Below are 25,076 nucleotides of genomic sequence, written 5' to 3' on the forward strand. Positions count from 1 at the left end.
AATCATGCCTCGTCAGTGGGGTTTGGCGGTTCATCTTCTGAATCAGATTCAGCTTGCCCGCCCTCACTATCAACGCCGATTTCTGCATCGTCTTCAGGCTCAGACACACGCTCAACCGACACCACCTTGTCGTCGGAGCCCACATTAAACACCGTGACACCTTGCGTTGCACGGCCAGCAACACGAATGCCATCAACCGGCACACGGATGAGTTGACCGTTGTTGGAAACGATCATGATCTGGTCAGCATGCTCAACAGGGAAAGAGGCAACAATGGGCCCGTTGCGCGGGGTGACAGCCATAGCTGTGATACCCTTCCCGCCACGACCGGACACGCGATACTCAAAGCTGGATGAGCGTTTGCCATATCCGTTCTCGGAGATCGCAAGGATGAACTGCTCAGCGGCAGACATGGCAATGTAATCCGCTTCGGTGAGTTCGGCTGCGCCCTCGCCAGCATCTTCCTCATCGACGACAGGAGCGTCATCCACCTCGCCCTCCATAAGACGGCGGCGTTTGATGTACTCCGCGCGTTGTGCGGGAGTGGCATCAAAGTGATGAAGAACGGACATGCCGATCACCTTATCACCCTCAGCCAGGTTGATACCACGCACACCTGTGGAGTCCCGTGATTGGAAGACGCGAAGATCGGACACAGCAAAACGAATGGCCTGACCCATAGCAGTGGTGAGCAGCAGATCATCCTGATCCGTGCACACATCAACCGATAGGATGCTCATGCCCTCATCGAGCTTCATCGCGATCTTGCCGTTGCGATTGATGCGTTGGAAATCAGACAGCTTGTTGCGCCGCACCGAGCCAACATTGGTGCAGAACACAACGTCGAGGTTTGCCCAGCTTTCTTCATCCTCAGGCAGCGGGAGGATGGAGGTGATCCGTTCCCCTTGAGACAAGGGCAAAATATTCACCAGCGCCTTGCCGCGCGCCTGCGGAGCAGAGAGCGGCAAGCGCCACACTTTTTGGCGATAGACCTGGCCATCAGAAGAGAAGAACAGCACAGGTGTGTGCGTGTTGGCGACAAAGATACGGGTGACGAAGTCCTCATCGCGTGTCGACATGCCAGAACGACCTTTGCCGCCGCGGCGTTGCGCACGATAAGTTGAAAGCGGAACCCGTTTGATGTAGCCGGCATGGCTAACAGTCACCACCATATCTTCACGGGCAATGAGGTCTTCATCCTCGAAGTCTGCATCGCTTTCAGTGATTTCCGTGCGACGTGGTGTGGCGAACAGCTCACGCACTTCTGCCAGCTCTTCTTTGATGATCGCGCGAATGCGTGCCCGAGAGCCGAGGATCTCCAAATAGTCGCGGATTTCATCGGCAATCTTGTGTAACTCGTCGCCGATCTCGTCACGACCAAGAGCGGTCAGACGCTGCAGGCGCAGATCAAGAATGGCGCGTGCTTGTGTTTCAGACAGGGTATACGTCCCGTCCTCACTCACCATGTAGCGTGGGTCTGCAATCAATTCGATCAGTGGGCGAATATCACCCACCGGCCAAGCACGCTCCATAAGCTGAGCACGCGCTGTGGCCGGGTCTGGGGCAGAGCGAATGAGCTTGATGACTTCATCAATATTGGCCACTGCGATGGCAAGACCTGCCAAAACGTGCGCCCGATCTCGTGCCTTGGCGAGCAGGAACTTGGTCCGCCGGGTGATCACAACTTCGCGGAAAGAGATGAACGCTGAGAGCATATCAGTCAGGTTCATCTGCTCAGGCTTGCCGCCGTTGAGCGCGACCATATTGGCGCCAAATGTGGATTGCAGCTGCGAGAACCGGTAAAGCTGGTTCAACACCACTTCGGCAACCGCATCGCGTTTCAACTCGATCACGACGCGAATGCCATCGCGGTCGGACTCATCGCGAATATCGCCAATACCCTCGACGCGTTTGTCGCGCACCAACTCGGCGATCTTCTCGATCATCGATGACTTGTTCACCTGATAGGGTATCTCGGTGACGATAAGCGCCTGGCGATCCTTGCGCACCTCCTCAACATCCACTTTACCGCGCATAATGATCGAGCCTCGACCCGTCGCATACGCGTTGCGGATTCCAGTGCGTCCCAGAATCAATCCACCAGTGGGGAAATCTGGACCAGGCATGATCTCCATAAGCTGCTCAAGATCGATCTCAGGGTCATCGATCATGGCATTGCAGGCGTCGATCACCTCGCCGAGATTGTGCGGAGGAATGTTGGTCGCCATCCCCACAGCGATCCCGCCAGCTCCGTTGGTAAGCAGGTTTGGATAGCGCGCGGGTAAGACAGTCGGTTCGGACTCGGTGTTGTCGTAGTTTTCCTGGAAATCGACAGTGTCTTTATCCAGGTCTTCGACGAGAGAGTGCGCAGGTCGGGCGAGCCGAACCTCCGTGTAACGCATTGCGGCAGGTGGATCACCGTCGATTGAGCCAAAATTACCTTGTCCATCAATCAGTTGCAGCCGCATCGAAAAAGGCTGCGCCATGCGCACAAGGGCATCATAAACCGACTGATCACCGTGTGGGTGATACTTACCAATGACGTCGCCTACAATGCGGGCCGATTTGCGATAGCCTTTGTTCCAGTCGTAGCCAGCCTCTTGCATCGCGTAGAGGATGCGCCGATGCACTGGCTTCAAACCATCGCGAACATCCGGCAGAGCGCGCGAAACGATCACGCTCATCGCGTAATCGAGATAGGACTTTCGCATTTCACCGGAGATGGAAACGGAGCGAATGTCGCTCATTTCGCTGCCTGAGGCACCGCTGTTTCTTGCGCCATCACCATCATCAGGCGTTTCATTGTTCGTGTCGTCAGCCACGTGCGAATCTCATCGTTGTTTCGTCTGATTTTGTTAGCCGATTCAAGGCCTGCACACAAAGAATCCCAGCGGTTTTCAACCGCTCATCCAGTTGCTTGCGTTCGCTGGCTCTTGCAGCTTGCTGTTACACCTGTAAGGGGTGGCTGATCATGCTCGATTTTGTCTCAAATGCCTTTATCACCTTGCTCGTCACCATCGATCCGATTGGCCTTGCGCCGCTGTTTGTGACCTTGACGCGCGGCATGGACAAATCCGAGCGCCGCGAAGTGGCTGTTCGCGGTTGTATCATTGGTTTTTGCATCTTGCTGGTGTTTGGTCTGAGCGGGCAGGCATTCCTGGATGCACTGGGTATTAGCCTACCAGCCTTCCGTATTGCGGGCGGCATTCTGCTCTTCTGGCTTGCCTTTGAAATGGTGTTTGAAAAGCGCACTGAACGGCGTGACAACACCGCGACCCGCGCCATCGACAAGGATCACATTAAAAACATCGCCGTTTTTCCACTGGCCATTCCCCTTATGGCCGGTCCGGGCGCCATAGCAGCGATGGTTCTGCTGTCGCACGAAGCGCACGAGTTGGCTGGATGGACTGGCACGGGCGCTTTGGTGGGCGTGCTGCTCGTTATCATCCTCGCGTGCCTCACGGTTTTCCTCCTGGCGGGACGCATTGAGCGCATGTTGGGTAACACAGGGCGTATCATCTTAACACGCTTGCTGGGCGTCATACTCTCGGCATTGGCTGTGCAGTTTGTCGCCGATGGGGTGACGCAGCTCGTGGTGGCCGCGAACCAGGTGGTGCTTTAGCGACCGTGCGGTTCCAGCCAGTTAGGAACCGATGGGCCAATTGGGATGATGCCGAGTGGGTTACGCTTCTCACTGGCTGAAAAGTAGCCGCGCTTGTAGATATCGAAGCGCACGGTGTCGGCCACACCTTGCATCTGATAGATTTCGCGTGCGTAGGGCCACAGATTTGGATAGTTGCTCAGCTTCTTCAGATTGCAACGAAAGGCATAGTGATAGGCCACATCGAAGCGAGCCAACGTTGGGAACAGGCGAACATCAGCTTCGGTGAAAACATCGCCACAGAGGTAGCGGCTGGTAGCAAGATGATCATCAAGGCGGTCAAGTGCATCAAACAGAGCCCAAGCAGCTTGTTCATATGCGTCCTGCGATGAGGCGAAGCCTGCACGATAAACACCATTGTTGATGGTGGCGTAGATCGTTTCGTTCCAACGATTTATCTCGTCGGCATGGGCTGGTGGATAAAGGTTTGTCTCGCCGCCAAAAGCATCGTTGAGCATACGCACGATATCGGCAAACTCATTGCTCGCGATCCGTTCTGCCTGCTTGTCCCAGAGAACTGGAACCGTCAGCCTTCCGGTATAGGGCTTCGCATCGCGACCATAAATCTCGTGTACGGCCTTGGCGCCAAAAAGCGGATCAGCGAAAGGGCCCACCGCGTCAAAGGCCCAGCCTTGGTCGGTTCGGTTGGGTTTGGCGTAAGAGACGGATATCCGATCTTGAAGACCTAGGATGGCCCGAACCAACAACGCACGATGTGCCCAAGGGCAGTTCCACGCGACAAACAGATGGTAGCGATCATTTTCGGCTTTAAACCCACCCTCGCCGGTGGGACCGGGCGCTCCGTCGCGCGTAATCCAGTTGCGAAGCGTGCTCTTACTGCGTTCCCATTCTCCGGTCGGCAGTGTCTGTGTGACATCATCGCCGGTATGGTAGATGCCTTCGACCATATATCCCATGGCGCACTCCGTGGTGGTTGTTGGCCAAGCAGGTGATGATTTGCACGACTTGGGTCAAGCCAACTGGTGCGAACAGACTGTTCACCGCGCGTCACGAAGTGTCTTCAACCCGAGCATAAATGCAGCGCCAATCAAAAAGCTTCCACCAATGCGATCCAGCACAGCCTTGCCAGCGCGTTTTAACCGCTTTGCAAGCCAACTGGCACTGGCGCCATAACCTGCCAGAAAGGCACCATCGATGACGATGTATGTTGCCGATAGGATGATGAACTGTAGAACAAATGGGCGCTCAGCATCCATGAACTGCGGGAAAAGTGCCGCAAAGAACACCACCGCTTTAGGATTGGCCGCAGACGTCAGAAAGCCCTGAAACCAAAGGGCCCGAAGTCTAGGGGATGCCACAGCAACTGTGCCGCGACGGGTTGCCGAAGCGCGCAACCACATGCGCGCACCCATCCATGTCAAGTATGCGACACCCGCCCACTTCACGACGGTCATTGCACCTTGTGAGGCGATAAGAAGAGCAGCGAGACCCAGGCCGGCGGCTAGCATTTGAAGACAGTTGGCTGTCAGGTCACCGGCAGCCGTGGCCAATGAACGTTGAAACCCGTGGCTCATCGCATTGGAGAGCATCAACAGATGACTTGGCCCGGGCGTCACCATGAAGGCGAGCAGGGTCACGAGGTACAGAAGCCAAGTATCAATGGACATGTTGCAAACTTTTTGAGTTTTGGCGCTTGACCCTCACCTTTCGTGAGGCCCGATAAGGTCGCCATGACGAAGAGTACCTATCCTCTGCCAAAGCAACCGGACGCACAAGAGCCGCTGACCGTCGGTGACGTTGCCAAACTGTCGGGCGTCTCAGTGCGTACGCTGCACCACTACGACACCATCGGACTGCTTAAGCCAGCACTGATCCGACCCAACGGCTATCGATACTACAAGCAAGCTGAACTGCTCCGCTTGCAAGAAATCCTGTTTTACAGGGCCACCGATCTTAGCCTTGCCGACATTAAGGCTTTGCTCGATGGGCCAACGCCTATGCTGGATCGGCTCAAAAAGCATCGCTCCGAGCTAGTTAGGCGAGCTGAACGACAAGCCAACATGATTGCCACGCTCGACGCCACAATTTCTCACCTGATGGAAGAAACCACCATGGCCAATCAAGACCTCTACACCCCTTTTTCTGCAGAAACGCAGGCCGAGTATGAAAACTGGCTCATCGACACGTATGGTTCAGGAATGGCTGGCGAGATCGCGACATCCAAGGCTGCGATCGCCAGTCTGCCAGAAGGCATAATGGGCGCGATGGAGGCATTGCAGATCATCGAGGCACGGCTGGTTGAAGCCTATGAGGGTGGCTTGGAACCTGACCACACCGATCTACACGTCGTCTTGGAGGATCAAAGAGCCCTGATGGCCAAGCTATGGGGCAAGCCCTGCCCTGCTGAAGGTATCACCGGTCTGGGAGATCTCTACCTCTCGCATCCCGATTTCGTGGCGCGCTATGAGCGTCTTGCCCACGGTTTCTCGCAATGGCTGCCAACTGCCATGAAAGCTCACGCTGCTCGGCTGAGCGATGCTTCCTAAAAGCGCTCTGCAAGTGGATGATCTGGGACATGTTCCACCAAGTCCCAGAGGTTGCCGTACAGGTCTTTGAAAACGGCGACTTTTCCGTAGTCAAACTGCGTTGGTGGGCGGACGAACTCCACGCCCACCTCAACGTAACGCGTGTAGTCGCGATCAAAGTCGTCGGTTTTTAAGAAGAGAAACACCCGCCCGCCAGCTTGATCGCCGATGAAGCATTCTTGTTCCGGCTTCGAGGCCCTGGCCAAAAGCAATGTGCCCGATGACCCACCGGGCGGCGCGACAACGACCCAACGCTTGTCCTGCTCGGGCTGATAGGTATCCTCGATCAGGTCGAAGCCGAGCTTGCCAACATAGAAGGCCAGCGCCTCGTCATAGTCGCGAACAACAAGCGCGACGTGCAGGAGCGTTTGGCGGATCATCCCTGAGGTTTAGAACGGAATATCATCGTCGATATCCGACCCGATAGCCGGGGCAGGCCCACGATCCTGTGGCATGGACTGCCCACCGCCATAGCCACCACCTTGGCCGTAACCAGCATCTCCCCCTTGGCGGTCATTGCGACCATCGAGCATAGTGAGTTCACCTCGGTACTTTTGCAGCACCACTTCTGTGGAATAACGGTCTTGCCCGTTCTGGTCCTGCCATTTGCGGGTTTGCAAGGCGCCTTCGAGATAGACCTTAGAACCTTTGCGCAGATATTGCTCAGCAACTTTGACAAGGTTTTCGTTGAAGATGACGACGCGGTGCCACTCCGTTTTCTCGCGCCGCTCACCAGATTGACGATCACGCCATGTTTCTGATGTCGCCACAGAAAGGTTCACCAACTTGTCACCAGACTGCATGCTGCGAACCTCTGGATCGGCGCCCAGATTGCCAACCAGAATGACCTTGTTCACCGAACCAGCCATACCTTGAACTCCTTGCACTGTTAGGCACACACCGGTGTGCCCCATACCTTTCGGTGTGACCGCGCATGCCAACGCCCGCAAGGGCGGACCTGGCCTCACCACAGTTTTCCACACCCTATAGGCTCTTGTGTCAGGAGACAAGAGATGTTCTATATTTGTTCACTCTTCTGACTCGTGTGAGATGCCCTACGTTAAGGCGTCGCACCACCCCCTTCCGCATTGAGACAGTTCATGGCAGGCACACCCTCCACTCCCCGCCCCTCGTCCAAACACATCACTGTGTCGGGCGCACGCGAACACAATCTGAAAGACGTATCCGTTACGCTCCCACGCGACAGCTTGGTGGTGATGACCGGCCTTTCCGGGTCAGGCAAATCTTCGCTCGCCTTTGATACCATCTACGCCGAAGGCCAGCGGCGCTATGTGGAAAGCCTGTCGGCCTATGCGCGTCAATTCCTAGAGATGATGCAAAAGCCAGATGTCGATCAGATCGACGGGCTGTCTCCTGCTATCTCCATTGAGCAAAAAACCACCAGCAAAAACCCACGCTCAACCGTCGCCACCGTGACGGAAATCTACGACTATATGCGCCTGCTTTGGGCGCGCGTTGGCATTCCATACTCACCGGCAACAGGCCTGCCGATTGAAAGCCAAACGGTCAGTCAAATGGTGGACCGGGTTATGGCGCTGCCCGAAGGCACGCGGCTCTATCTTCTGGCGCCTATCGTGCGGCAACGTAAAGGCGAGTACCGCAAAGATATCGCCGAACTGATGAAGCAGGGTTTTCAGCGGCTCAAGATCGACGGCGATTACTATGAGATTGCGGACGCGCCTGCGCTGGACAAGAAGTACAAACACGACATCGACGTTGTGGTAGATCGCATCGTTGTACGCGAGGATATCGCAACACGGCTTGCTGACAGTTTTGAAACAGCGCTGAAGCTCGCCGATGGGTTGGCTGTGGCTGAATATGCTGATTTGAAAGAGGGCGAGCCGCTTCCAGAGCGTATCGTGTTTTCCGAGCGTTTTGCCTGCCCGGAATCGGGCTTTACGATCCCCGAGATTGAGCCGCGGCTCTTTTCCTTCAACTCGCCGCAAGGTGCGTGCCCCACGTGTGATGGTCTGGGCACAACGCTGGAGTTTGAAGAGGCGTTGATCGTACCCGACCCATCGCTCTCGCTGCGCCAAGGGGCCGTGGCACCATGGGCGAAAACCGGCAACACGTCCCCCTATTACACGCAAACACTGGATGCGATCTGTCGCCACTATAAGGCGTCGATGGCCAAAGCCTGGAGCGATCTGCCTGAGAAAGTTCAGGACGTGATCCTTTACGGGTCCGGCGAGGACAGCATCACCTTCACCTATGATGATGGTCTGCGTAGTTACAAAACTTCCAAGCCGTTTGAAGGCGTGATTGGCAATATTGAGCGCCGCTGGCGCGAAACCGACAGCCAATGGGTGCGCGAGGAGCTTTCGCGCTTCCAATCAAGTCGGCCTTGCGAGGTCTGCGATGGTAATCGTCTGCGCCCAGAGGCACTGGCCGTGAAAGTGGCGGGCGAACATATCGGGACGGCCGCCAAGCTCTCCATTCGTGAAGCCAATGTCTGGTTCGATGAGTTGCCAGAAAAACTAAGCGACAAACAGAACGCCATCGCCAAAGCGATCTTGAAAGAAATACGGGATCGGCTCCGGTTCCTCAATGATGTGGGCCTACAGTATCTGACGCTGTCACGCTCATCGGGCACGCTGTCGGGGGGCGAGAGCCAGCGTATTCGTCTGGCTTCACAAATCGGCTCGGGCCTGACCGGTGTCCTCTATGTGCTCGATGAACCCTCCATCGGTCTGCATCAGCGCGACAATGATCGGCTGCTCGAAACGCTGAAGCATCTGCGGGACCTTGGAAATACGGTGATTGTTGTCGAGCACGATGAGGATGCCGTGCGCACAGCCGACTATGTGGTGGATATCGGCCCAGGAGCTGGCGTCCACGGCGGAGAGGTCGTGGCCGAGGGCACACCGCAGGAGGTGATGGCCAACCCCAATTCACTCACCGGGCAGTACTTGTCGGGCACAAAGGCCATTCCCGTGCCTTCGAAAAGGCGGAAAGGCAAGAAAGGCCAGTCGATCAAGGTCAAAGGCGCGCGCGGCAACAATTTGAAAGGCGTCGATGCAAGCGTTCCACTTGGCACCTTCACCTGCGTGACCGGTGTTTCGGGTGGCGGCAAGTCTACGTTTCTGTTGGAGACACTCTACAAGGTCGCGGCGCGGCGTCTGAATGGTGCACGCGAGAACCCTGCCCCGCATGACAGCGTCAACGGGCTGGAGTTTCTCGATAAAGTCATCGACATCGACCAGTCACCTATTGGCCGTACGCCGCGATCAAACCCGGCAACTTACACGGGTGCTTTCACACCCATCCGCGATTGGTTTGCTGGACTGCCAGAAGCGAAGGCGCGTGGCTATGCCCCCGGACGCTTCTCGTTCAACGTGAAGGGCGGGCGCTGCGAGGCCTGCCAGGGCGATGGTGTTATCAAGATCGAGATGCATTTTTTGCCTGATGTCTACGTCACCTGCGATGTGTGCCATGGCAAGCGCTACAACCGCGAAACGCTCGACATCCAGTTCAAAGGCAAGTCGATTGCCGATGTGCTGGATATGACGGTGGAAGAAGGTGCGGAGTTCTTCTCTGCTGTCCCTGCTGTGCGCGACAAGCTGGTAACGCTCAATCGCGTAGGCCTTGGTTACATCAAGGTGGGTCAACAGGCGACCACGCTCTCGGGCGGCGAAGCGCAGCGGGTAAAGCTTGCCAAAGAGCTTTCCAAACGCTCCACAGGGCGCACGCTATACATACTTGATGAGCCAACCACGGGGCTGCACTTCCATGACGTAGCCAAGCTGCTGGAAGTGCTGCACGAGCTGGTCGATCAGGGTAACAGCGTGATTGTGATCGAGCACAATTTGGAAGTCATCAAAACTGCCGACTGGATCATTGATCTTGGACCGGAAGGCGGCGATGGCGGCGGTGAGCTTGTGGCATCGGGCACGCCAGAACAGGTGGTCAAAGAGCCTCGCTCTTACACGGGACAGTATCTGGCGGAAGTCCTAGCGCGCGGCGGTGCGAAGTCTGTGGCGGCAGAGTAATGCTCTCCTACCAACACGCCTATCATGCGGGTAACCGCGCGGACGTGCACAAACACGCCATCCTTGCACTGGTGCTTACCTATATGGGGCGTAAGCCTAAGCCACTGACCTACATGGAAACCCATGCAGGTCGCGGGCTTTATGACCTTGGCTCGAGCGAAGCCAAAAAAACCGGCGAAGCCGCGCATGGTGTGGCTGAGTTGCTGGCGCGTTTTCCAACAGATCATCCTTATCGGCGTGTCGTAGAGGCCATTCGCGCCGAGCACGGTGAAACTTCCTACCCTGGTTCACCAATGATTGCTGAACGGATGTTGACGTCCAACATCGAGCGCTCCGGAGATCGACTGCAATTGGCCGAACTTCACCCCCAGGAGCACGCGGCCTTGAGCGAGGTGATGCCGAGATCAGGTGTGCACATCTACAAGGAAGACGGATTTCCCTGGGCTGCTCGGCGCTGTCCGCCGACGCCGCGGCGCGGGGTGATGATGATAGATCCAAGTTATGAGCTCGATCATGATTTCACGGGCCTGCCCAGTTTTCTAGAAGGTCTGCATAGCCTTTGGCCCGTTGGGGTGATCATGCTTTGGTATCCGATCCTGACAAACGGTGAGCAGGATGAGATGATGGATGAGATTGAGCAGATCGGCTTTGCCGATACACTACGCCATGAGGTGCAGTTCAGGGCCGCTGGCGACGGTCATCGGCTGATCGGCAGCGGCGTGTTCGCGATCAATCCACCCTACACCTTGGCTGACGAGGTGATTGACCTTTCGACCCTGATTGAGACTTAGCTCGCGTAGGGCCAGGTGTTGTACCAATCTGAAAGTGGCATCACGTCCACATCTTCAGCATTGGCATAGGGCCAAGGGTCAACGGCCCAGTCCTCGCCGGACGCGGTTTCAGTCATGACGGCCGTGGCATGCGGATAGCGGCCATCAAGGAAAAACCCGCGCGCTACCGGGTAACTTGGGGTGTGGTGGGTCAATAGACCGTTTTCAGCAAGCAGAAGCAGCGTTGTGGTGGTGTTGGTTGTTTCGTCCAGACAATCCATTTGCCCGGGCACACCAGCGTTCTGCATGTCTAGACCACCAATATCGTTGTGCGACCCAACGGTAGGCCCCACGCGCTCTTCCATCCACATGACGGCGCGGCGGACGGCCATGCGTTCTGCCTGTGGGCTTTCACGACCGGCCTCCATGATACCAGCAAGCACGGCCACATCACTTTCCGCCAGACGCACTGTTGTCTGGCGCTGACACCCGAAAGCGTGGCAGATACCAAGGCTCAAACCGTTGGGCGTGCGTGCATCTTGTGTTGCGTACCACGCCATCGGACTTGTGCCTGATGACACACAGCCTGAAAGCGCAACGGCAGCGAAGACTGCAAAGAGAGCGGAGCGAGAAGCGAACACGAATACTTCCTGAGAAATGACGCTATCTGGCTAGCAATGAAGGTCTGGCGCGGCAAGATGCGCGCCCTTCACCCTCGCGTGATTGGCTTGCCGCGTTGCAGACGGGACACTACAAGCAACGCTTCGAAGACCAAACGGAACGGCAATGGCCATGAAACCTATCCATGTTGTTGGCGGCGGACTTGCCGGCTCCGAAGCTGCCTGGCAGGCGGCGCAGATGGGTGTGCCCGTTGTTCTGCATGAGATGCGCGGAAGCGCCGGCCATTCAGGCACCGACGCGCATAAGACAGACGGTTTGGCTGAGTTGGTTTGCTCAAACTCGTTTCGATCAGACGATGCAACATCCAACGCTGTGGGCGTTCTCCATGCAGAAATGCGCAAACTTGGTTCGCTCATCATGGGGCAAGGAGACGCGAACCAAGTGCCTGCCGGTGGTGCTTTGGCTGTCGACCGCGATGGCTTTTCCGATGGTGTTTCTCAAGCGCTGGCTGACCACCCACTGATCAGCATCGAACGTGGCGAGATATCCGGCCTGCCGCCGGAAGACTGGGACAGCGTGATCATCGCAACGGGCCCGCTTACCGCGCCATCTCTTGCTGACGCGATTTTGCAACTCACCGACGAAGACTCGCTGGCCTTTTTCGATGCCATCGCCCCTATCGTTCATACCGAGTCCATCAACATGGAAAAGGCGTGGTTCCAGTCGCGCTATGACAAGGTCGGTCCTGGGGGAACGGGCAAGGACTATATCAACTGCGCTATGGACGAGGTGCTCTACAACCGGTTCATCGATGCCCTGATTGAAGCAGACGCGCATGATTTCAAGGATTGGGAGAAGGACACCCCCTACTTCAATGGATGCCTACCGATCGAGGTGATGGCAACGCGGGGACGTGAGACCCTACGCTTTGGCCCCATGAAACCGGTGGGCCTGACCAACCCGCACGACCCGGACACCAAGCCTTACGCGGTGGTACAGCTTCGGCAAGACAATGCACTTGGCACGCTGTTCAATCTGGTCGGATTTCAAACCAAGATCAAATATGGATCACAGTCGGATATTCTGCGGATGATCCCAGGTCTTGAAGAAGCAAGGTTTGCCCGCCTTGGCGGCATGCATCGCAACACCTACCTCAACTCGCCGGTGCTTTTGGATGCTCAAATGCGGCTGAAAGCGCAGCCGCGGTTACGTTTTGCCGGCCAGATCACAGGGTGCGAAGGCTATGTAGAGTCCGCCAGTATCGGGCTTTACACTGGGCGTCTTGCCGCCGCTGAACGGCTGGGCATTACGCTGCCTGACCTACCACAAACCACGGCGCTTGGTGCTCTGGTTGCGCACATCACCGGCGGCCATGTTGTCGACGAGGCGGATGCGCAGTCCAACAAGCCGCGTTCGTTCCAGCCGATGAACATTAATTTTGGCCTATTCCCTCCGCATGAGGGGCCATTGGTGGATGAAGAAGGCAAGCGGATCAAAGGCAAAGCCAAAGGTCTGGCACGCAAACAGGCCTTGGCCAAACGTGCGCTAGACCATAGTGACACTTGGGTTCGCTCGCTCGATGCGGTCTTGCCTCAAGCGGCCGAGTGACTAAAAAACTGGATGTCTCTTCGAGGCGCGCCATAGCCCAAACAGCCGCTGCCATTTTGGTCGCGTGAGCGGTCGCACAAAAGGATTGAGCGCCCAAGAGGTAACGTCCTGCAGGGTTCTGCGCGCCAGAGCTAGCGGTAGCCAGACCGAATTGGCACTTCTCGTTCCACCTCGCGCCGCATCGCTTGCCTTATCTATGTGGTTCAAACCATAGGCTGAAAAAGCACGAAGTGTCTCGGTCAGGGCGGGCGTTACTCTGCGTTGAGCGAACATCTCTCGCTCCAAACCATGCGTTTGCATCAGGTCAGTCGGCAGGAAGCACTGCCCCCTGCCCGCCCAAGTCGAGAAGTGAACAAGCGTTCTCGCAACTGTAAGGGCGACGCCACCATGGCCTGCAATGTCAGCAAACTCGGCAGGACTCTTATCTGATAGCACTGATGCAGCGAGCGACATCGGGCTTGACCACACTTCCCCGCCATACCCTTCAAAGTCTGCGATTGACGGCATCGCATCATCGTAGAGATCGAACGTGCGTGCATAGAGCACGGCCAGCAGTGGCGCGGTGGGAAGCTTGTCATGGTCAATGGCCTGCAACAGTGCCGACGCTAAAGGATTGGCTTCAACGGCGCCGTGGGCTTCTCCTGAGAGTGTATCTCTCCACCATTGCAATCGGATTTCCCCGGGCATTGGGTCAGAAACAAGTGAACGCACGCGGGCTATTTCAGCCAGATAGGCAAAAAGCGCTATCAGGCCAGGACGCTGATGTGCGGGGGCGAACTGCAACGCAGCATACCATTCGAAGTCGTGCGTGCGCAGATGATCGGTGGCAAAGATAGTTGGATCGGAAGTCACAGTCGGCCTTTGAGGTGAGATCACCTCTTATGTGAGTGCCATCAGCGCCGCTGCAACCCGTCGGTCTTCTGAAAGCAACACATTATAGGTGCGAACGGCGGCGCGGGTTGCGCTGACTTCACAAGCCAGACCAGCCCCGCGCAAGGTGTCCAGTGTTGATTGAGGCAGTACTGCAATGTCCGCCCCTGTTCCAATGAGAAGAATATCGACTACCTCTGCCATCTCCAGGACAGGCGCGAGGTCCTGGGCACTTATCTCAAAGGCCGTGCCTTTTGGAGTCCAGGCCTGGGTTCGCCCGGGCAAGCCGATCAAGCTTCCTTGATGCGACATCTCGCCAAACCGAAAGCCGCCATCCAGAACAGCATCAATGGGCGCTTGAGCTGGGAGAAACCTTTCGTCTTCCGCCATCAGCGCTTACGAGGATGCCTTTTCGCCATCCACATCATCACTTCCAGATCCAGAATCATCATCGGCGCCAGTGGTTTTGGCGGGACGCAGCTTCAGGAACACCAGAACAGGGCCAGCGACAAAGATCGAGGAATAAGTGCCCACCAATACGCCCCAAATCATGGCGGCGGTGAAAGACCGAATGATCTCTCCACCGAAGAGGAACAGCGACCCAAGGGCGATGAGTGTTGTTACCGAGGTCATGATTGTTCGCGACAGCATGGAGTTGACCGACAAATCCAAAAGATCATCGATCAGCATGCGTTTGTATCGCCGCAAATTCTCTCGCACGCGGTCGTACACAACCACCGTATCGTTCAACGAGTAGCCGACAATGGTAAGTATGGCCGCAATTGAGGAGAGATTGAACTCAAGCCCGGTCACCGCGAAGAGCCCCAGCGTTAAGATCACATCGTGAACCGTTGCGATAATGGCGCCGATGGCGAACTGCCATTCAAAGCGCACCCAGATATAGATTAAGATGGCTCCAAGCGCCGCCGCGACGGCAATAATACCAGCGACAGCCAATTCCCCTGAGACACGCGGCCCCACAACCTCGAAGCGCCGATACTCAATGGCTTGGTCGCCAAGTTCGGCACGAACACGCTCAACCACGGCTTGCTGCGCGCGATCTCCACCAGGTTGTTGCTGGATCCGGATCAAGACATCGGTGTCGTTGCCGAAGGACTGCACCTCGACATCGCCGAACTGAAGCTGATTGAGCTGCGTGCGGATGCCGCCGATATCGGCCGGGCCGTCCAGCGTACGGATCTCAATCACTGTGCCGCCGCGAAAATCAATACCAAGATTTAATCCCAGGGCGGCGAAAAGGCCCAAGGAAACAACCATCATGACGACCGAAAACGGAAAGGCCCAGTTGCGATAGGCCATGAACCGCAGCTTGGGTTCCTGAGGCAGGAATTTGATCAGAGCAAACGACATACCGGGCGGCCTTTAAATGGGAAGCGCGGTCGGGCGACGGGTTTTCACCCAAAGCGCGACGAGCAGACGGGTCAGCGTGTAGGCGGTGAACACTGTGGTCACGATACCGATGGCAAGCGTCACAGCGAAGCCGCGCACTGGGCCAGATCCAAGCTGGAAGAGAATAACAGCTGCAATCAGTGTGGTAATGTTCGCATCCAAAATTGTGCGTAACGCTTCGCGGAAACCAACATCGACAGCAGCGATGGTTTTGCGCCCACGCCTAACCTCTTCACGAATACGTTCAAAGATCAGAACGTTGGAATCGACCGCCATACCAACAGTCAGCACGATCCCGGCGATACCGGGCAAGGTAAGCGTCGCGCCAAGCACTGAGAGCGCGGCGAGAATGAGCGAGATGTTCACAAACAGCGCAATGTTCGCGAACATGCCAAACAGTCCGTACGACAAGCCCATAAAGACCAGAACGCCTACGGCACCGATAAGACCAGCGATTTCACCAGCGGCGATGGAATCAGCGCCAAGGCCTGGGCCAACCGTGCGTTCTTCCACGATGGTGAGGTCAGCAGGCAGGGCACCTGCGCGCAGAAGGATCGCCAAATCGTTGGCAAGTTCTGGTGTGAAATTGCCAGATATTTGGCCCGATCCACCCAAAATAGGCTCGCGTATAACCGGCGCTGAGATCACCTCATCATCAAGCACAATCGCAAAAGGCTGACCGACGTTTGCCGTTGTTGCCTGACCAAAGGTCGACGCACCGGACGTGTTAAAACGGAACGAAACAATCGCTTCCTGGGTTTGCTGGTCAAAACCAGGCTGCGCGTCAGCCAATTGGTCCCCAGTGATTAGCGCACGGGTTTGCAGCAGGTAGGGCTGCACGGGTTCATCAACGGAGTTGGCAAGGTAGCAACCAGCCGGCGGGCGTGTGCGCAGCGCTTCATCAACGCTCATATCCTCGCACAGCAGGTGAAAGGAGAGCGCGGCGGTTTGTTGCAGAAGGTCTTTCAGACGCTGCGGATCATCCAAACCGGGAACTTGAACCAGAACGCGATCTTGGCCTTCGCGCTGAATTGTGGGCTCGGTGGTGCCCAACTGGTCAATACGACGACGGATAACTTCGATCGACTGCTGAACAGCCTGGGCTAAGCGGGCATCGACACCCTCCTGGGTCAGCGTTAGGCGCGCCAGGCCATCGGCGGCGACATCGACCTCAACATCGCGGTCTTGCGCGCCGAAAGACAGGGGATCGGCCGGTGCGGCTAGCCCGTTCAACACGGTGGTTGCGTCAGACACACGATCCAAATCGCGGATGCGCAGCTGCACAGCATCGCTTTGAACGCTCAGACCTGTGTAGCCGATGCGCTCATCGCGCAAGGAGGTGCGTACATCATCACGCAACACTTCCAGCCGATCTGCGACCAAGCTTTCGCGCTCCACCTGCAACAGCATATGAGCGCCGCCCTGCAAATCGAGACCAAGAACGATTTGCTGCTGTGGCAAAAAGTCAGGCCAGCTTTCAACCGTCTCCTCATCGAACGCGTTGGGCAGCGCAAAGGCGACTGAAAGTATCGCAAAGGCGACAATCAGTGCCGTTTTCCAAGGAGCAAAGTAGAGCATCGTGACCTATCGAAGGTGGCTTGCAGTGAAAGGCGGACATAAGCAAGCGCCGGATTTGGGACCGGCGCTTGTGCGACAGATATCAATCGTTGGCAGCGACTGGTTCAGCTTTGGCGCGCACATCCTGGATCATGGAACGCACCACGCGGATTTTCACACCATCGGAAACCTGCACCTCAATTTCGTTGGCGTCGTCATCAAGCACCTTGGTCACTTTGCCGATGATACCGCCGGACGTCACAATGGTGTCGTTCCGGCGAACATTGGCGATCATTTCCTTGTGGCGTTTCATCTGCTGACGCTGCGGACGGATGATCAAGAACCACATGATGACAAAAATGAGGATGAACGGCAGAATCGACATGACAAGGCTGCCACCACCGGCAGCACCTGCGGCCTGAGCGTAAGCGGGGGTTACGAACATAAAAACTCTCCTTGGGTGGCGGACCGTGGTGACACAGCCGCCAGGCTTCTCGCCTTTTCAATGATGGTGACCAGGCTCGGAACTTACCAGGCTAGGTGCCAACATGGCGCACCCTTTGCCTGATCAGAGTACCGAAAACCCTGCCCCTCGCCTTGGCAGGCAAGCAGCGTGCAGTCTAAACGCGTTTTTCGATTAAGCGTTTCGCGCCGCAACCACAAGAGACATCGCACACGGTTGTGGCGGGTTTTCCCACCAAGCGACCCCGGCAAGGACGCGAACGAGGATCTTCGATGGACGAGTTAAACGAGAATGGCGTGGTTTTGCGCCGTATTGCCGACGCCTTAGAGCGCTTGGCGCCACCCGCTCCAATCGATCTATCGCTGGGCAGTGCGGATGCATTCGTTTGGCAATCTGATGACAAAAGTCTCATGCCACTCGCGCATGTCGCCGCGCTGCCACTTGATCTTCTCAAAGGTATCAACCGGTCACGGGATACACTGCTGGACAACACACAACGCTTTGCCAGCGGCGTTGCAGCGAACAACGCTTTGCTCTGGGGCGCCCGGGGCCAAGGCAAATCATCGTTGGTCAAGGCGGTTCACGCCTACATCAATGAAAGCCGATCAGGCGAAGAACGTCTGAAATTGATTGAAGTGCACCGGGAAGACATTGCCTCGCTACCAGTGTTGTTGGCACGTTTGCGGACCGAACCGTATCGCGTGATCGTTTTCTGCGATGACCTGTCCTTCGATGCGGGTGAGACCACCTACAAATCACTGAAGGCTGCCCTCGAAGGTGGTTTGGAGGGACGTCCGGACAATGTGCTGTTCTATGCCACGTCCAACAGAAGGCACCTGCTGCCACGCGACATGATCGACAATGAAAGCAGCTCGGCGATCAATCCGGGCGATGCGATCGAAGAAAAGGTGTCGCTTTCCGATCGCTTTGGCCTGTGGCTTGGCTTCCACAAGTGCTCGCAGGATGAGTATCTGGCAATGGTGGATGCCTACCACCGGCATTTTGGCCTGCCGGGCGAAGCCACTGATCTACATCGGGATGCTTTGGAATGGGCAACGACACGCGGTGCAAGATCGGGCCGCGTGGCGTGGCAGTTCATACAAGATGCCGCTGGAAGAGCCGGACTGTCACTTAGCTAGACGGCAAGTAAGGCCCTGGATCGACGGGTGTTGTACCGCGACGAATCTCAAAGTGCAGTTGCGGTGTATCCACATCACCGGTTGATCCGGCCCGAGCAATCACGTCGCCGCGGCTGACACGGTCACCGCGTTGAACGTCCAGACGGCTGTTGTGTGCATAGGCGGTGACATAGCCGCCACGGTGCTGAACCAACACCAAGTTACCAAAGCCGCGAAGTTCGTTGCCAGCGTAGACAACTTCACCCTCTTCAGCGGCGCGGATCGACGCCCCCTCCGGCACGGCAATGTTCACACCGTCGTTGCGCACGCCATTGTCCTGAACGCCAAAGCCTGACAGCACGCGACCGCGGATCGGCCAGCGGAACTGGAGCGGCGTTTGTTCGGCGATATCATCATTGCGTGCAGCAACCTGCTGAATGGCGGCGGTTTGCTGGACAACAGCCTGCGTTTCGGCCGGTCTTGGTGGCGTGTAGCTGCGTGAGGCAACCACTTCAGCCGGCGTCTGGGTGGGCGCTGGCAACTGAGCAACAGGTGGCAGAGCCTGACCAGATGAAGAGACCACAAGACGCTGACCAATACGGATCGCGTTAGGGTTGGAGATCGAGTTCGCCGCAATCAACTGCTGGGCCGACATGTTATAGCGGCGCGCGATTGAGTAGAGCGTCTCACCCGAGGCCACAACGTGCGTGCCCGCTGTTGGCATGACTTGCGCAGTCTGTGTCACCGTCTGGGGACGTGCCGGCAGGCTTGGCTGTGCCGTGGCCACCGAGCGCAAGCTAGTCGGGCGTGGCGTTGGTGACGGCACGCGTCGTGTTGCGGAGGTTGCAGGTGTCGACCCAGTGAATGTGGTGTCGACGCCAGCACTGGCCACGCTCGTCCCGGATGACGTTGTGGAATAGACGGGAATAATGATTTGCTGGCCAACGCGCACTGACGATGGGTTGGAAATGTTGTTCACGCGCTGAAGGACATCAACGGGAATGCCATAACGGCGCGACATGGAGAACATGGTCTCGCCCTGTTGAACCTGAACCCGTGTGCCACCAACGGCTGACCAGCCCGCTTCCCGGCTGGTTTGGCTCGGCAACTGCGCAGGCATCATCTGCGGCGTCGGCAAAGTTGTAGGTGCCGACTGAACAGGAGGAATCGACGCTGTTGTGATCGGATCGGGCGACACACGCTGCGGCATGATCACCTGTGGCGCACCGATGGAGGCTGTTGTGATCGGTGCAGGTTGCGTCTGTGGCACTGCCTGGAATGTTGGCTGCTGATACGTCACTTGCGGCTGTTGATAGACAACACGCGGCGCCTGGACAGACGCCACCTGTGTGGTGCGTGGAACCTGTGCACCGACGAGACCGCCGGGCGTTTGGGCCAGATGCGCTGTGGGCGCACTTACTGGCGCGCGCTGGACTGCGGTGTAGGTCGGCTGCTGAACAACCCGCTGAGGTAGGGCCTGGACGGTCGGCTGCGCCTGGACTGTTGGCCGACTAATACTCGCAGTTGTTTGCGGGTAGCCAGGCGCCGTGAATGTTGGCGCTGTGTAAGGTGCTGGCTGTGCAAGTGGCTGCGCGCCAGACGCTGTAACTTGAGGCGCACTGATTTGCGGAGCGGCCTGGAACGTCGGCTGCTGGTAAGTGACTTGCGGCTGCGTGTATGTCGCCTGAACGCTTGGCTGGCTGACAGCAACTGTGGTCGGCTGTGCCTGGTCTACACCAAAGAAACTCAGACGGTCGGAGTCAGACGAACAGGCAGAAACGAAAACTGCCGTTACGGATAACAAGCCAAGCCGAAAAGCCCTGCGACGCAACGGACCGCGTGACATTGTACGCATTACACTTACTCACAACACACAAACTTACGGTCTGCATCAAAACACCATTAATGTTGCCGAAGGCTTAAAGCGGCGCAGAAAGCAAGGATTTGCGAAGCAAAAGGACGTTTTTGAACGTCAAACAGCGCTAAAGCGCGCGGGCCAAGCCCTGCTCCAAGGGAACCGCGAATGCAGGCGCGGTTACCTCTTGTTCAATGCCACCATCGGCATCTTTTGAGAAACGCACCCACGTTTGAGCGCCGACCTTCGGCCCTATTGGCGCGATCAATCTGCCGCCGGGTGCAAGCTGCTCCAACCAAGCTGGGCTGGGCGATTCAACGGATCCGGTTACAAAAATAGCCTGATAAGGTCCGGCAGAAGGCCATCCGCCGTGACCGTCGCACAATGCCAAGTCAACATTGGATATGCTTTGGCTCTCTAGAGATGCGCGCGCACCTTCAACGAGGCTTCGAAACCGCTCAAGCGCGACCACGCGCCGCGCAAGCTTGCCCAGCAAGGCCGAGAAATATCCGGATCCTGCACCAATCTCGAGCACCGACATGTCTGCTTCAACGGGCACTGCTTGGAGCAAACGGGCCAACACACTTGGTGCTTCCATGATTTGGCCGCATGCAATTGGGATCAAGCGGTCCGCATATGCATCAGCTGCATACTGGTCTGGCGCGAACACTTCACGCCTCGTCGCTTCAAAGGCACTGACTAAGCGATGATCGGTGATGCCCATGGAACGCAGGCCAAGCACAAAGCTCGCACGGCGCAACGCATCATCGCTGCTCATGGGGCAGTCCTGAGGCTATTGGCTATCGGGCCCATCCTGCCCATCCGTTCCCAGCCCCAAAGCTCCGGCCACTGCACTGCGGCTTGCGTGGTCGGTCATGTCAACGGAAAGCGGTGTGACCGAAACATAGCCAGCGCGAACGCTCTCTAAATCTGTTCCAATGTCAGGATCGGCATTTTGCCCATTGTAGGCTAACCAGTAATACGCGTTTCCGCGACCATCCATCCGTTTGTCTATGGCCAGGAAATCAATGTTGCGACGCCCTTGCCCAGTCACTCGTACACCTTCAATTGCGCCGGGCGCGCGATTCGGGAAATTGATGTTGAGCAGCGTTTCACGCGGCAAATCCAATTGGAGGAGTTTGCGCAAGATATCAGGGGCTAACGCCTCGCCAGTTTCGTAGGGTGGCTCGGTATCAGGAGCGAAAGAGTAAGCTTGCGACAAGGCAATGCTGCGCACGCCAAGGATGGTGCCCTCTATGGCCGCGGCAACAGTTCCAGAGTAGGTGATGTCCTCAGCGAGGTTCTGGCCCTTGTTAAAGCCTGAGAGAATCAAATCAGGCGGCTCTGGCATCACGTGACGCACAGCCATGAGCACGCAGTCTGTGGGTGTGCCGCGCACCGCATAGGCACGCTCACCGACTTTGCGAAGCCGCAAGGGATCATTGAGCGACATGGAGTGCGCCACACCTGATTGATCAGTTTCCGGCGCGACGGTCCAAACCTCATCACCAATTTGCTCAGCGACCCGAACCAGGTGGCCAAGGCCCTTGGCATGGATGCCATCATCATTGGTGACAAGAATACGCATCAGGTGACCTCTTGCCCATTGGCGGAGATAAGCGTCGTACCGCCCATGTATGGCACCAGAACATCCGGTATGCGAAGGCCACCATCTTCGGTTTGATAGTTTTCCATAACCGCGATGAGGGCGCGACCCGCCGCAACGCCTGAGCCGTTAAGCGTGTGCACGAACTGCGGCTTTCCGTTCGCGTCACGGTAGCGCGCATTCATACGTCGCGCTTGGAAATCGCCACAGGTGGAGCAGCTGGAAATTTCACGATACTTGTGCTGCCCAGGCAACCAGACCTCAATGTCGTAGGTTTTGCGGGCACCAAAGCCCATGTCGCCAGTGCACAGCACCACCGTGCGCGTGTGCAAACCAAGATCGGCCAGAACGCCTTCAGCACACGCGGTCATGCGTTCAAGCTCTGCATCGCTCTCGTCCGGATGGGTGATCGACACCATCTCAACTTTGTTGAATTGGTGCTGTCGCAAATAGCCTTTAGTATCGCGGCCTGCAGACCCTGCCTCTGCTCGAAAACACGGGGTCAACGCCGCCAGCCGATGCGGCAGGGTTTCAGCATCCACGATGCTTTCTCGTGCAAGATTGGTGAGCGGCACTTCCGCGGTTGGGATCATCCACAGACTTGTCTGGTCGTTGTTTGATCGCTCACCATCCTCATCATCTTTAGCGGTGCGGAAGAGATCGTCAGCGAACTTGGGCAGCTGTCCGGTGCCGAACATCACCTCATCGCGCACCAGCAAGGGCGGGGCGATCTCCTGGTAGCCATTTTTGCCGACCTGCGTGTTCAGCATGAACTGGCCGAGTGCGCGTTCAAGCTTGGCCAATGCGCCCTTCATGACGCAAAAGCGCGAGCCGGACAGCTTGGCTGCTGTTTCGAAATCCATAAGGCCCATAGCCTCACCAAGTTCGAAATGCTCTTTGCCATCAAAGCCGAGGGTGGGCTTTTGACCGCCCAGGCGAACCTCGACATTGTCATCTTCGTCTGCCCCCTCCGGGACATCGTCAAGCGGGATGTTGGGCAAGCTGGCCAGAGCGTCGTCCAGCGCATGTGTGAGGCGACGCTCTTCGTCTTCACCCTCTTGGATAAAGGCTTTGTGCTTGGCCACTTCCTCTATCAGCCGCGCGGCTTCAGCTTCGTCGCCAGTTGCTTTGGCCTTGCCGATGGCCTTCGACGCCGTGTTGCGCGCACTTTGCGCATCCTGAAGCTTTGTCAGATGGTCGCGGCGTGCGTCGTCCAGCTTCAAAATCTCGGCAGAAGCGGGCTCAGCACCACGCTTTTTCAGCGCATCGTCCAAAGCAGCAGGGTTGTCACGGATCAGGCGAATATCGAGCATATCGGTACTTGGTGTTGGGCAAAGCGGAGGACCCAAACCAAATGCGGTTTATGCCGAAGCTTCAGCCTTTGTGTCAGTATCATCTTCGCCCCGTTCAGCGGCTTGCCGCTTTTCCACGAGTTCGAACCATCCAGATGGAAGCCTCGTAAAGAAGCAGCGTGGGCACCGCAAGGCCGATTTGACTGATTGGGTCAGGCGGAGTGAGGAACGCTGCCGCCAAGAACGTGGCAACAATGGCATATTTGCGCTTGGCTGCCAGACCGGCCGATGAAACTACGCCCATGCGTCCTAACAAGGTGAGCACAATGGGCAGCTGGAACACCAACCCAAAGGCGAAGATGAGCGTCATGATGAGGCTAAGATATTCGCTGGTGCGCGCCATCAGCTGAATGCTGGCTTCGCCATCACCTCCCTGTTGCTCAAAGGACAGGAAGAAATTGAGCGCCAGCGGCATGACGACGAAGTAAACCAGCGCCGCGCCCATCGCGAAAAGAATAGGCGTGGCGATCAAATAGGGCCGGAAGGCCGCCTTTTCGTTCTTATAAAGGCCAGGCGCCATAAACATATAGATCTGCGTCGCAATCACCGGGAAAGCTATGAAGAGCGCGCCAAACAGCGCAATGCGCAACTGGGTGAAAAAGAACTCCTGTGGCGCTGTAAAGATCAGTTCCAGCTCAGACGTCTCACCTTTTGCTTGCTCGAACGGACCAAGCAGGATGTTGAAAATCTGATCAGCGACAAAGTAGCAGCCCACGAAGGCAACACCGAACGCGATGACCGCGTAGAATAAACGCTGGCGCAGCTCGATAAGGTGCGTGATGAGTGGCGCGCGTGATTGCTCCACCTCGTCTTCGGGCTCTGCATCATCCTCCAGCGGATCATCTTCCGCCGGCAATTCCTTGGCAGACATTTTGGGCGTTTCGGCTCTTTCCTCGCCTTTGGCCTCTTTGTGAGACGTTTCAGACTTGGGAGCGGGCGTTAGAGACACAGGTTCGCCGTCCGACGGGGTATCGGCTTCATTCGTATCCGTTGGGGTGTCAGGTTTGGCGTGAGATGCGCCCTCAACAGGATCCGGCTTATCCGCCATCGTCAGTTCCGGTTTTTTTGGCGGGTTCAGATGCCGCTGCGGCTTCGCTTTGCGCCTTGGCAGCCGGGGCGGGAGCCACTTCGGTCGTGGGTGCCTTTACGCGCGGTTTGGCGGGCGTGAGTGTCGACCCATCTCCGGCTGTGTTCCCACCTAGTTTGGCAGCTTTATCCGCTTCAGTGCCGGAAGGTTTTACCTCTGCCTTGCCAATACTGCTGGCTTGTCCCGCCGTTTTCAAACTATCATCAACATCGGTCAGCGGCTTCATTTCCTTGGCAATTGTGCGTTTGATCTGGGTTGCAGGGTTGAGTGAGCGAACATCGTCGATTGTCTTTTTGACATCATCGAGTTCAGCTTCTTTGAGCGCATCGTTGAACTGACGCTGGACGCTGCTGGTCATTTCACGCGCTTGGCGCACGACCTTGCCAATGCCGCGCAGCATGGCTGGCAGTTCGCGCGGACCAACCACAAGGATCGCCACAGCGGCGATCACAAGCAGCTCAACGCCTCCTATGTCGAACATGTCGCCTCCAAACGCAGCCGCTTGCTCGGCTTATGCAGCGATGTGCTGCACACCCCGTTCA

22 protein-coding genes and 1 pseudogene are annotated in these 25,076 nt (G+C 56.9%); 6 read left to right on the forward strand and 17 right to left on the reverse strand.

Annotated elements, in window-relative coordinates:
• Positions 1–2: 2 nt before the first annotated feature.
• Positions 3–2,747 (reverse strand): DNA gyrase subunit A, encoded by a 2,745-nt coding sequence (gene gyrA, locus ABWH92_RS15370; RefSeq protein ID WP_375574264.1) that lies wholly within the window; start codon positions 2,745–2,747, stop codon positions 3–5.
• A 224-nt stretch (positions 2,748–2,971) separates the two neighbouring features.
• Here gyrA and ABWH92_RS15375 point away from each other — a divergent pair, with 224 nt between their 5' ends.
• A complete protein-coding gene (locus tag ABWH92_RS15375) occupies positions 2,972–3,622 on the forward strand; it encodes a MarC family protein (protein ID WP_375569837.1) in 651 nt (216 codons plus the stop codon).
• Here the strand turns inward: ABWH92_RS15375 and ABWH92_RS15380 are convergent.
• Together ABWH92_RS15380 and ABWH92_RS15385 are read right to left on the reverse strand one after the other, a co-directional pair.
• On the reverse strand, positions 3,619–4,578 hold the full coding sequence (locus ABWH92_RS15380) for a glutathione S-transferase family protein (protein ID WP_375569839.1): 960 nt from the start codon (positions 4,576–4,578) through the stop codon (positions 3,619–3,621). The genes ABWH92_RS15375 and ABWH92_RS15380 overlap by 4 nt on opposite strands.
• Positions 4,579–4,659: 81 nt before the next feature.
• Positions 4,660–5,289, reverse strand: coding sequence for a LysE family translocator (locus ABWH92_RS15385; protein ID WP_375569841.1), 630 nt, complete (start codon positions 5,287–5,289; stop codon positions 4,660–4,662).
• Between the two features lie 63 nt (positions 5,290–5,352).
• Here ABWH92_RS15385 and ABWH92_RS15390 point away from each other — a divergent pair, with 63 nt between their 5' ends.
• Positions 5,353–6,168, forward strand: coding sequence for a MerR family transcriptional regulator (locus ABWH92_RS15390; protein WP_375569843.1), 816 nt, complete (start codon positions 5,353–5,355; stop codon positions 6,166–6,168).
• Here ABWH92_RS15390 and ABWH92_RS15395 read toward each other — a convergent pair.
• Positions 6,165–6,584, reverse strand: coding sequence for a VOC family protein (locus ABWH92_RS15395; protein WP_375574265.1), 420 nt, complete (start codon positions 6,582–6,584; stop codon positions 6,165–6,167). The two genes, ABWH92_RS15390 and ABWH92_RS15395, sit on opposite strands and share 4 nt — an antisense overlap.
• 12 nt (positions 6,585–6,596) lie before the next feature.
• Positions 6,597–7,076 (reverse strand): single-stranded DNA-binding protein, encoded by a 480-nt coding sequence (gene ssb, locus ABWH92_RS15400; RefSeq protein WP_375569845.1) that lies wholly within the window; start codon positions 7,074–7,076, stop codon positions 6,597–6,599.
• Between the two features lie 231 nt (positions 7,077–7,307).
• Here ssb and uvrA point away from each other — a divergent pair, with 231 nt between their 5' ends.
• Both uvrA and ABWH92_RS15410 read left to right on the forward strand, forming a co-directional pair.
• Positions 7,308–10,217, forward strand: a complete 2,910-nt coding sequence (gene uvrA, locus ABWH92_RS15405) for an excinuclease ABC subunit UvrA (protein WP_375569847.1) — start codon at positions 7,308–7,310, stop codon at positions 10,215–10,217.
• Positions 10,217–11,008, forward strand: coding sequence for a 23S rRNA (adenine(2030)-N(6))-methyltransferase RlmJ (locus ABWH92_RS15410; RefSeq protein WP_375569849.1), 792 nt, complete (start codon positions 10,217–10,219; stop codon positions 11,006–11,008). The genes uvrA and ABWH92_RS15410 overlap by 1 nt, the downstream gene beginning before the upstream one ends.
• Here ABWH92_RS15410 and ABWH92_RS15415 read toward each other — a convergent pair.
• A complete protein-coding gene (locus ABWH92_RS15415; protein WP_375569851.1) occupies positions 11,005–11,628 on the reverse strand; it encodes a hypothetical protein in 624 nt (207 codons plus the stop codon). The two genes, ABWH92_RS15410 and ABWH92_RS15415, sit on opposite strands and share 4 nt — an antisense overlap.
• A 151-nt stretch (positions 11,629–11,779) precedes the next feature.
• Between ABWH92_RS15415 and trmFO the strand changes: the two genes are divergently transcribed.
• A complete protein-coding gene (trmFO, locus tag ABWH92_RS15420; protein WP_375574266.1) occupies positions 11,780–13,216 on the forward strand; it encodes a methylenetetrahydrofolate--tRNA-(uracil(54)-C(5))-methyltransferase (FADH(2)-oxidizing) TrmFO in 1,437 nt (478 codons plus the stop codon).
• Here the strand turns inward: trmFO and ABWH92_RS15425 are convergent, their stop codons facing one another.
• The 5 genes from ABWH92_RS15425 to yajC all read right to left on the reverse strand — a co-directional run bounded on the left by ABWH92_RS15425 (position 13,217) and on the right by yajC (position 17,498).
• Positions 13,217–14,068 carry a phytoene/squalene synthase family protein gene (locus ABWH92_RS15425; protein ID WP_375569853.1) on the reverse strand — a complete coding sequence of 284 codons (852 nt, stop codon included), beginning with the start codon at positions 14,066–14,068 and terminating at the stop codon, positions 13,217–13,219. It lies immediately after the preceding gene.
• A 27-nt stretch (positions 14,069–14,095) separates the two neighbouring features.
• Positions 14,096–14,476, reverse strand: a complete 381-nt coding sequence (locus tag ABWH92_RS15430) for an Mth938-like domain-containing protein (RefSeq protein ID WP_375569855.1) — start codon at positions 14,474–14,476, stop codon at positions 14,096–14,098.
• 6 nt (positions 14,477–14,482) lie between these two features.
• Positions 14,483–15,457: a protein translocase subunit SecF gene (secF, locus tag ABWH92_RS15435; RefSeq protein ID WP_375569857.1), complete on the reverse strand. Its 975-nt coding sequence runs from the start codon at positions 15,455–15,457 to the stop codon at positions 14,483–14,485.
• 12 nt (positions 15,458–15,469) lie between these two features.
• Complete coding sequence (gene secD / locus ABWH92_RS15440) at positions 15,470–17,074, reverse strand: protein translocase subunit SecD (protein WP_375569859.1); 1,605 nt, start codon at positions 17,072–17,074, stop codon at positions 15,470–15,472.
• Positions 17,075–17,156: 82 nt separating this feature from the next.
• Complete coding sequence (gene yajC, locus ABWH92_RS15445; RefSeq protein ID WP_375569861.1) at positions 17,157–17,498, reverse strand: preprotein translocase subunit YajC; 342 nt, start codon at positions 17,496–17,498, stop codon at positions 17,157–17,159.
• 290 nt (positions 17,499–17,788) lie between these two features.
• Here yajC and ABWH92_RS15450 point away from each other — a divergent pair, with 290 nt between their 5' ends.
• Complete coding sequence (locus ABWH92_RS15450; RefSeq protein WP_375569863.1) at positions 17,789–18,655, forward strand: ATP-binding protein; 867 nt, start codon at positions 17,789–17,791, stop codon at positions 18,653–18,655.
• Here ABWH92_RS15450 and ABWH92_RS15455 read toward each other — a convergent pair.
• The 6 genes and pseudogenes from ABWH92_RS15455 to tatB form a co-directional block, all read right to left on the reverse strand.
• Positions 18,648–20,489 (reverse strand): peptidoglycan DD-metalloendopeptidase family protein, encoded by a 1,842-nt coding sequence (locus ABWH92_RS15455; RefSeq protein WP_375569865.1) that lies wholly within the window; start codon positions 20,487–20,489, stop codon positions 18,648–18,650. The two genes, ABWH92_RS15450 and ABWH92_RS15455, sit on opposite strands and share 8 nt — an antisense overlap.
• Positions 20,490–20,616: 127 nt before the next feature.
• Positions 20,617–21,267: a protein-L-isoaspartate O-methyltransferase gene (locus ABWH92_RS15460; protein WP_375569867.1), complete on the reverse strand. Its 651-nt coding sequence runs from the start codon at positions 21,265–21,267 to the stop codon at positions 20,617–20,619.
• 15 nt (positions 21,268–21,282) lie between these two features.
• Complete coding sequence (gene surE, locus ABWH92_RS15465; RefSeq protein ID WP_375569869.1) at positions 21,283–22,077, reverse strand: 5'/3'-nucleotidase SurE; 795 nt, start codon at positions 22,075–22,077, stop codon at positions 21,283–21,285.
• The gene (gene serS, locus ABWH92_RS15470) at positions 22,077–23,408 is read right to left on the reverse strand and encodes a serine--tRNA ligase (protein WP_375569871.1); all 1,332 of its coding nucleotides are present in this window, start codon (positions 23,406–23,408) and stop codon (positions 22,077–22,079) included. Before serS ends, surE begins: the two co-directional genes overlap by 1 nt.
• 48 nt (positions 23,409–23,456) lie before the next feature.
• Positions 23,457–24,318 (reverse strand): annotated as a pseudogene (gene tatC, locus ABWH92_RS15475) (twin-arginine translocase subunit TatC).
• Between the two features lie 166 nt (positions 24,319–24,484).
• Positions 24,485–25,015 (reverse strand): Sec-independent protein translocase protein TatB, encoded by a 531-nt coding sequence (tatB, locus tag ABWH92_RS15480; protein ID WP_375569873.1) that lies wholly within the window; start codon positions 25,013–25,015, stop codon positions 24,485–24,487.
• Between the last annotated feature and the right edge of the window lie 61 nt (positions 25,016–25,076).

Source organism: Ahrensia marina (genome assembly GCF_042140245.1).
Lineage (GTDB): Bacteria > Pseudomonadota > Alphaproteobacteria > Rhizobiales > MH13 > MH13.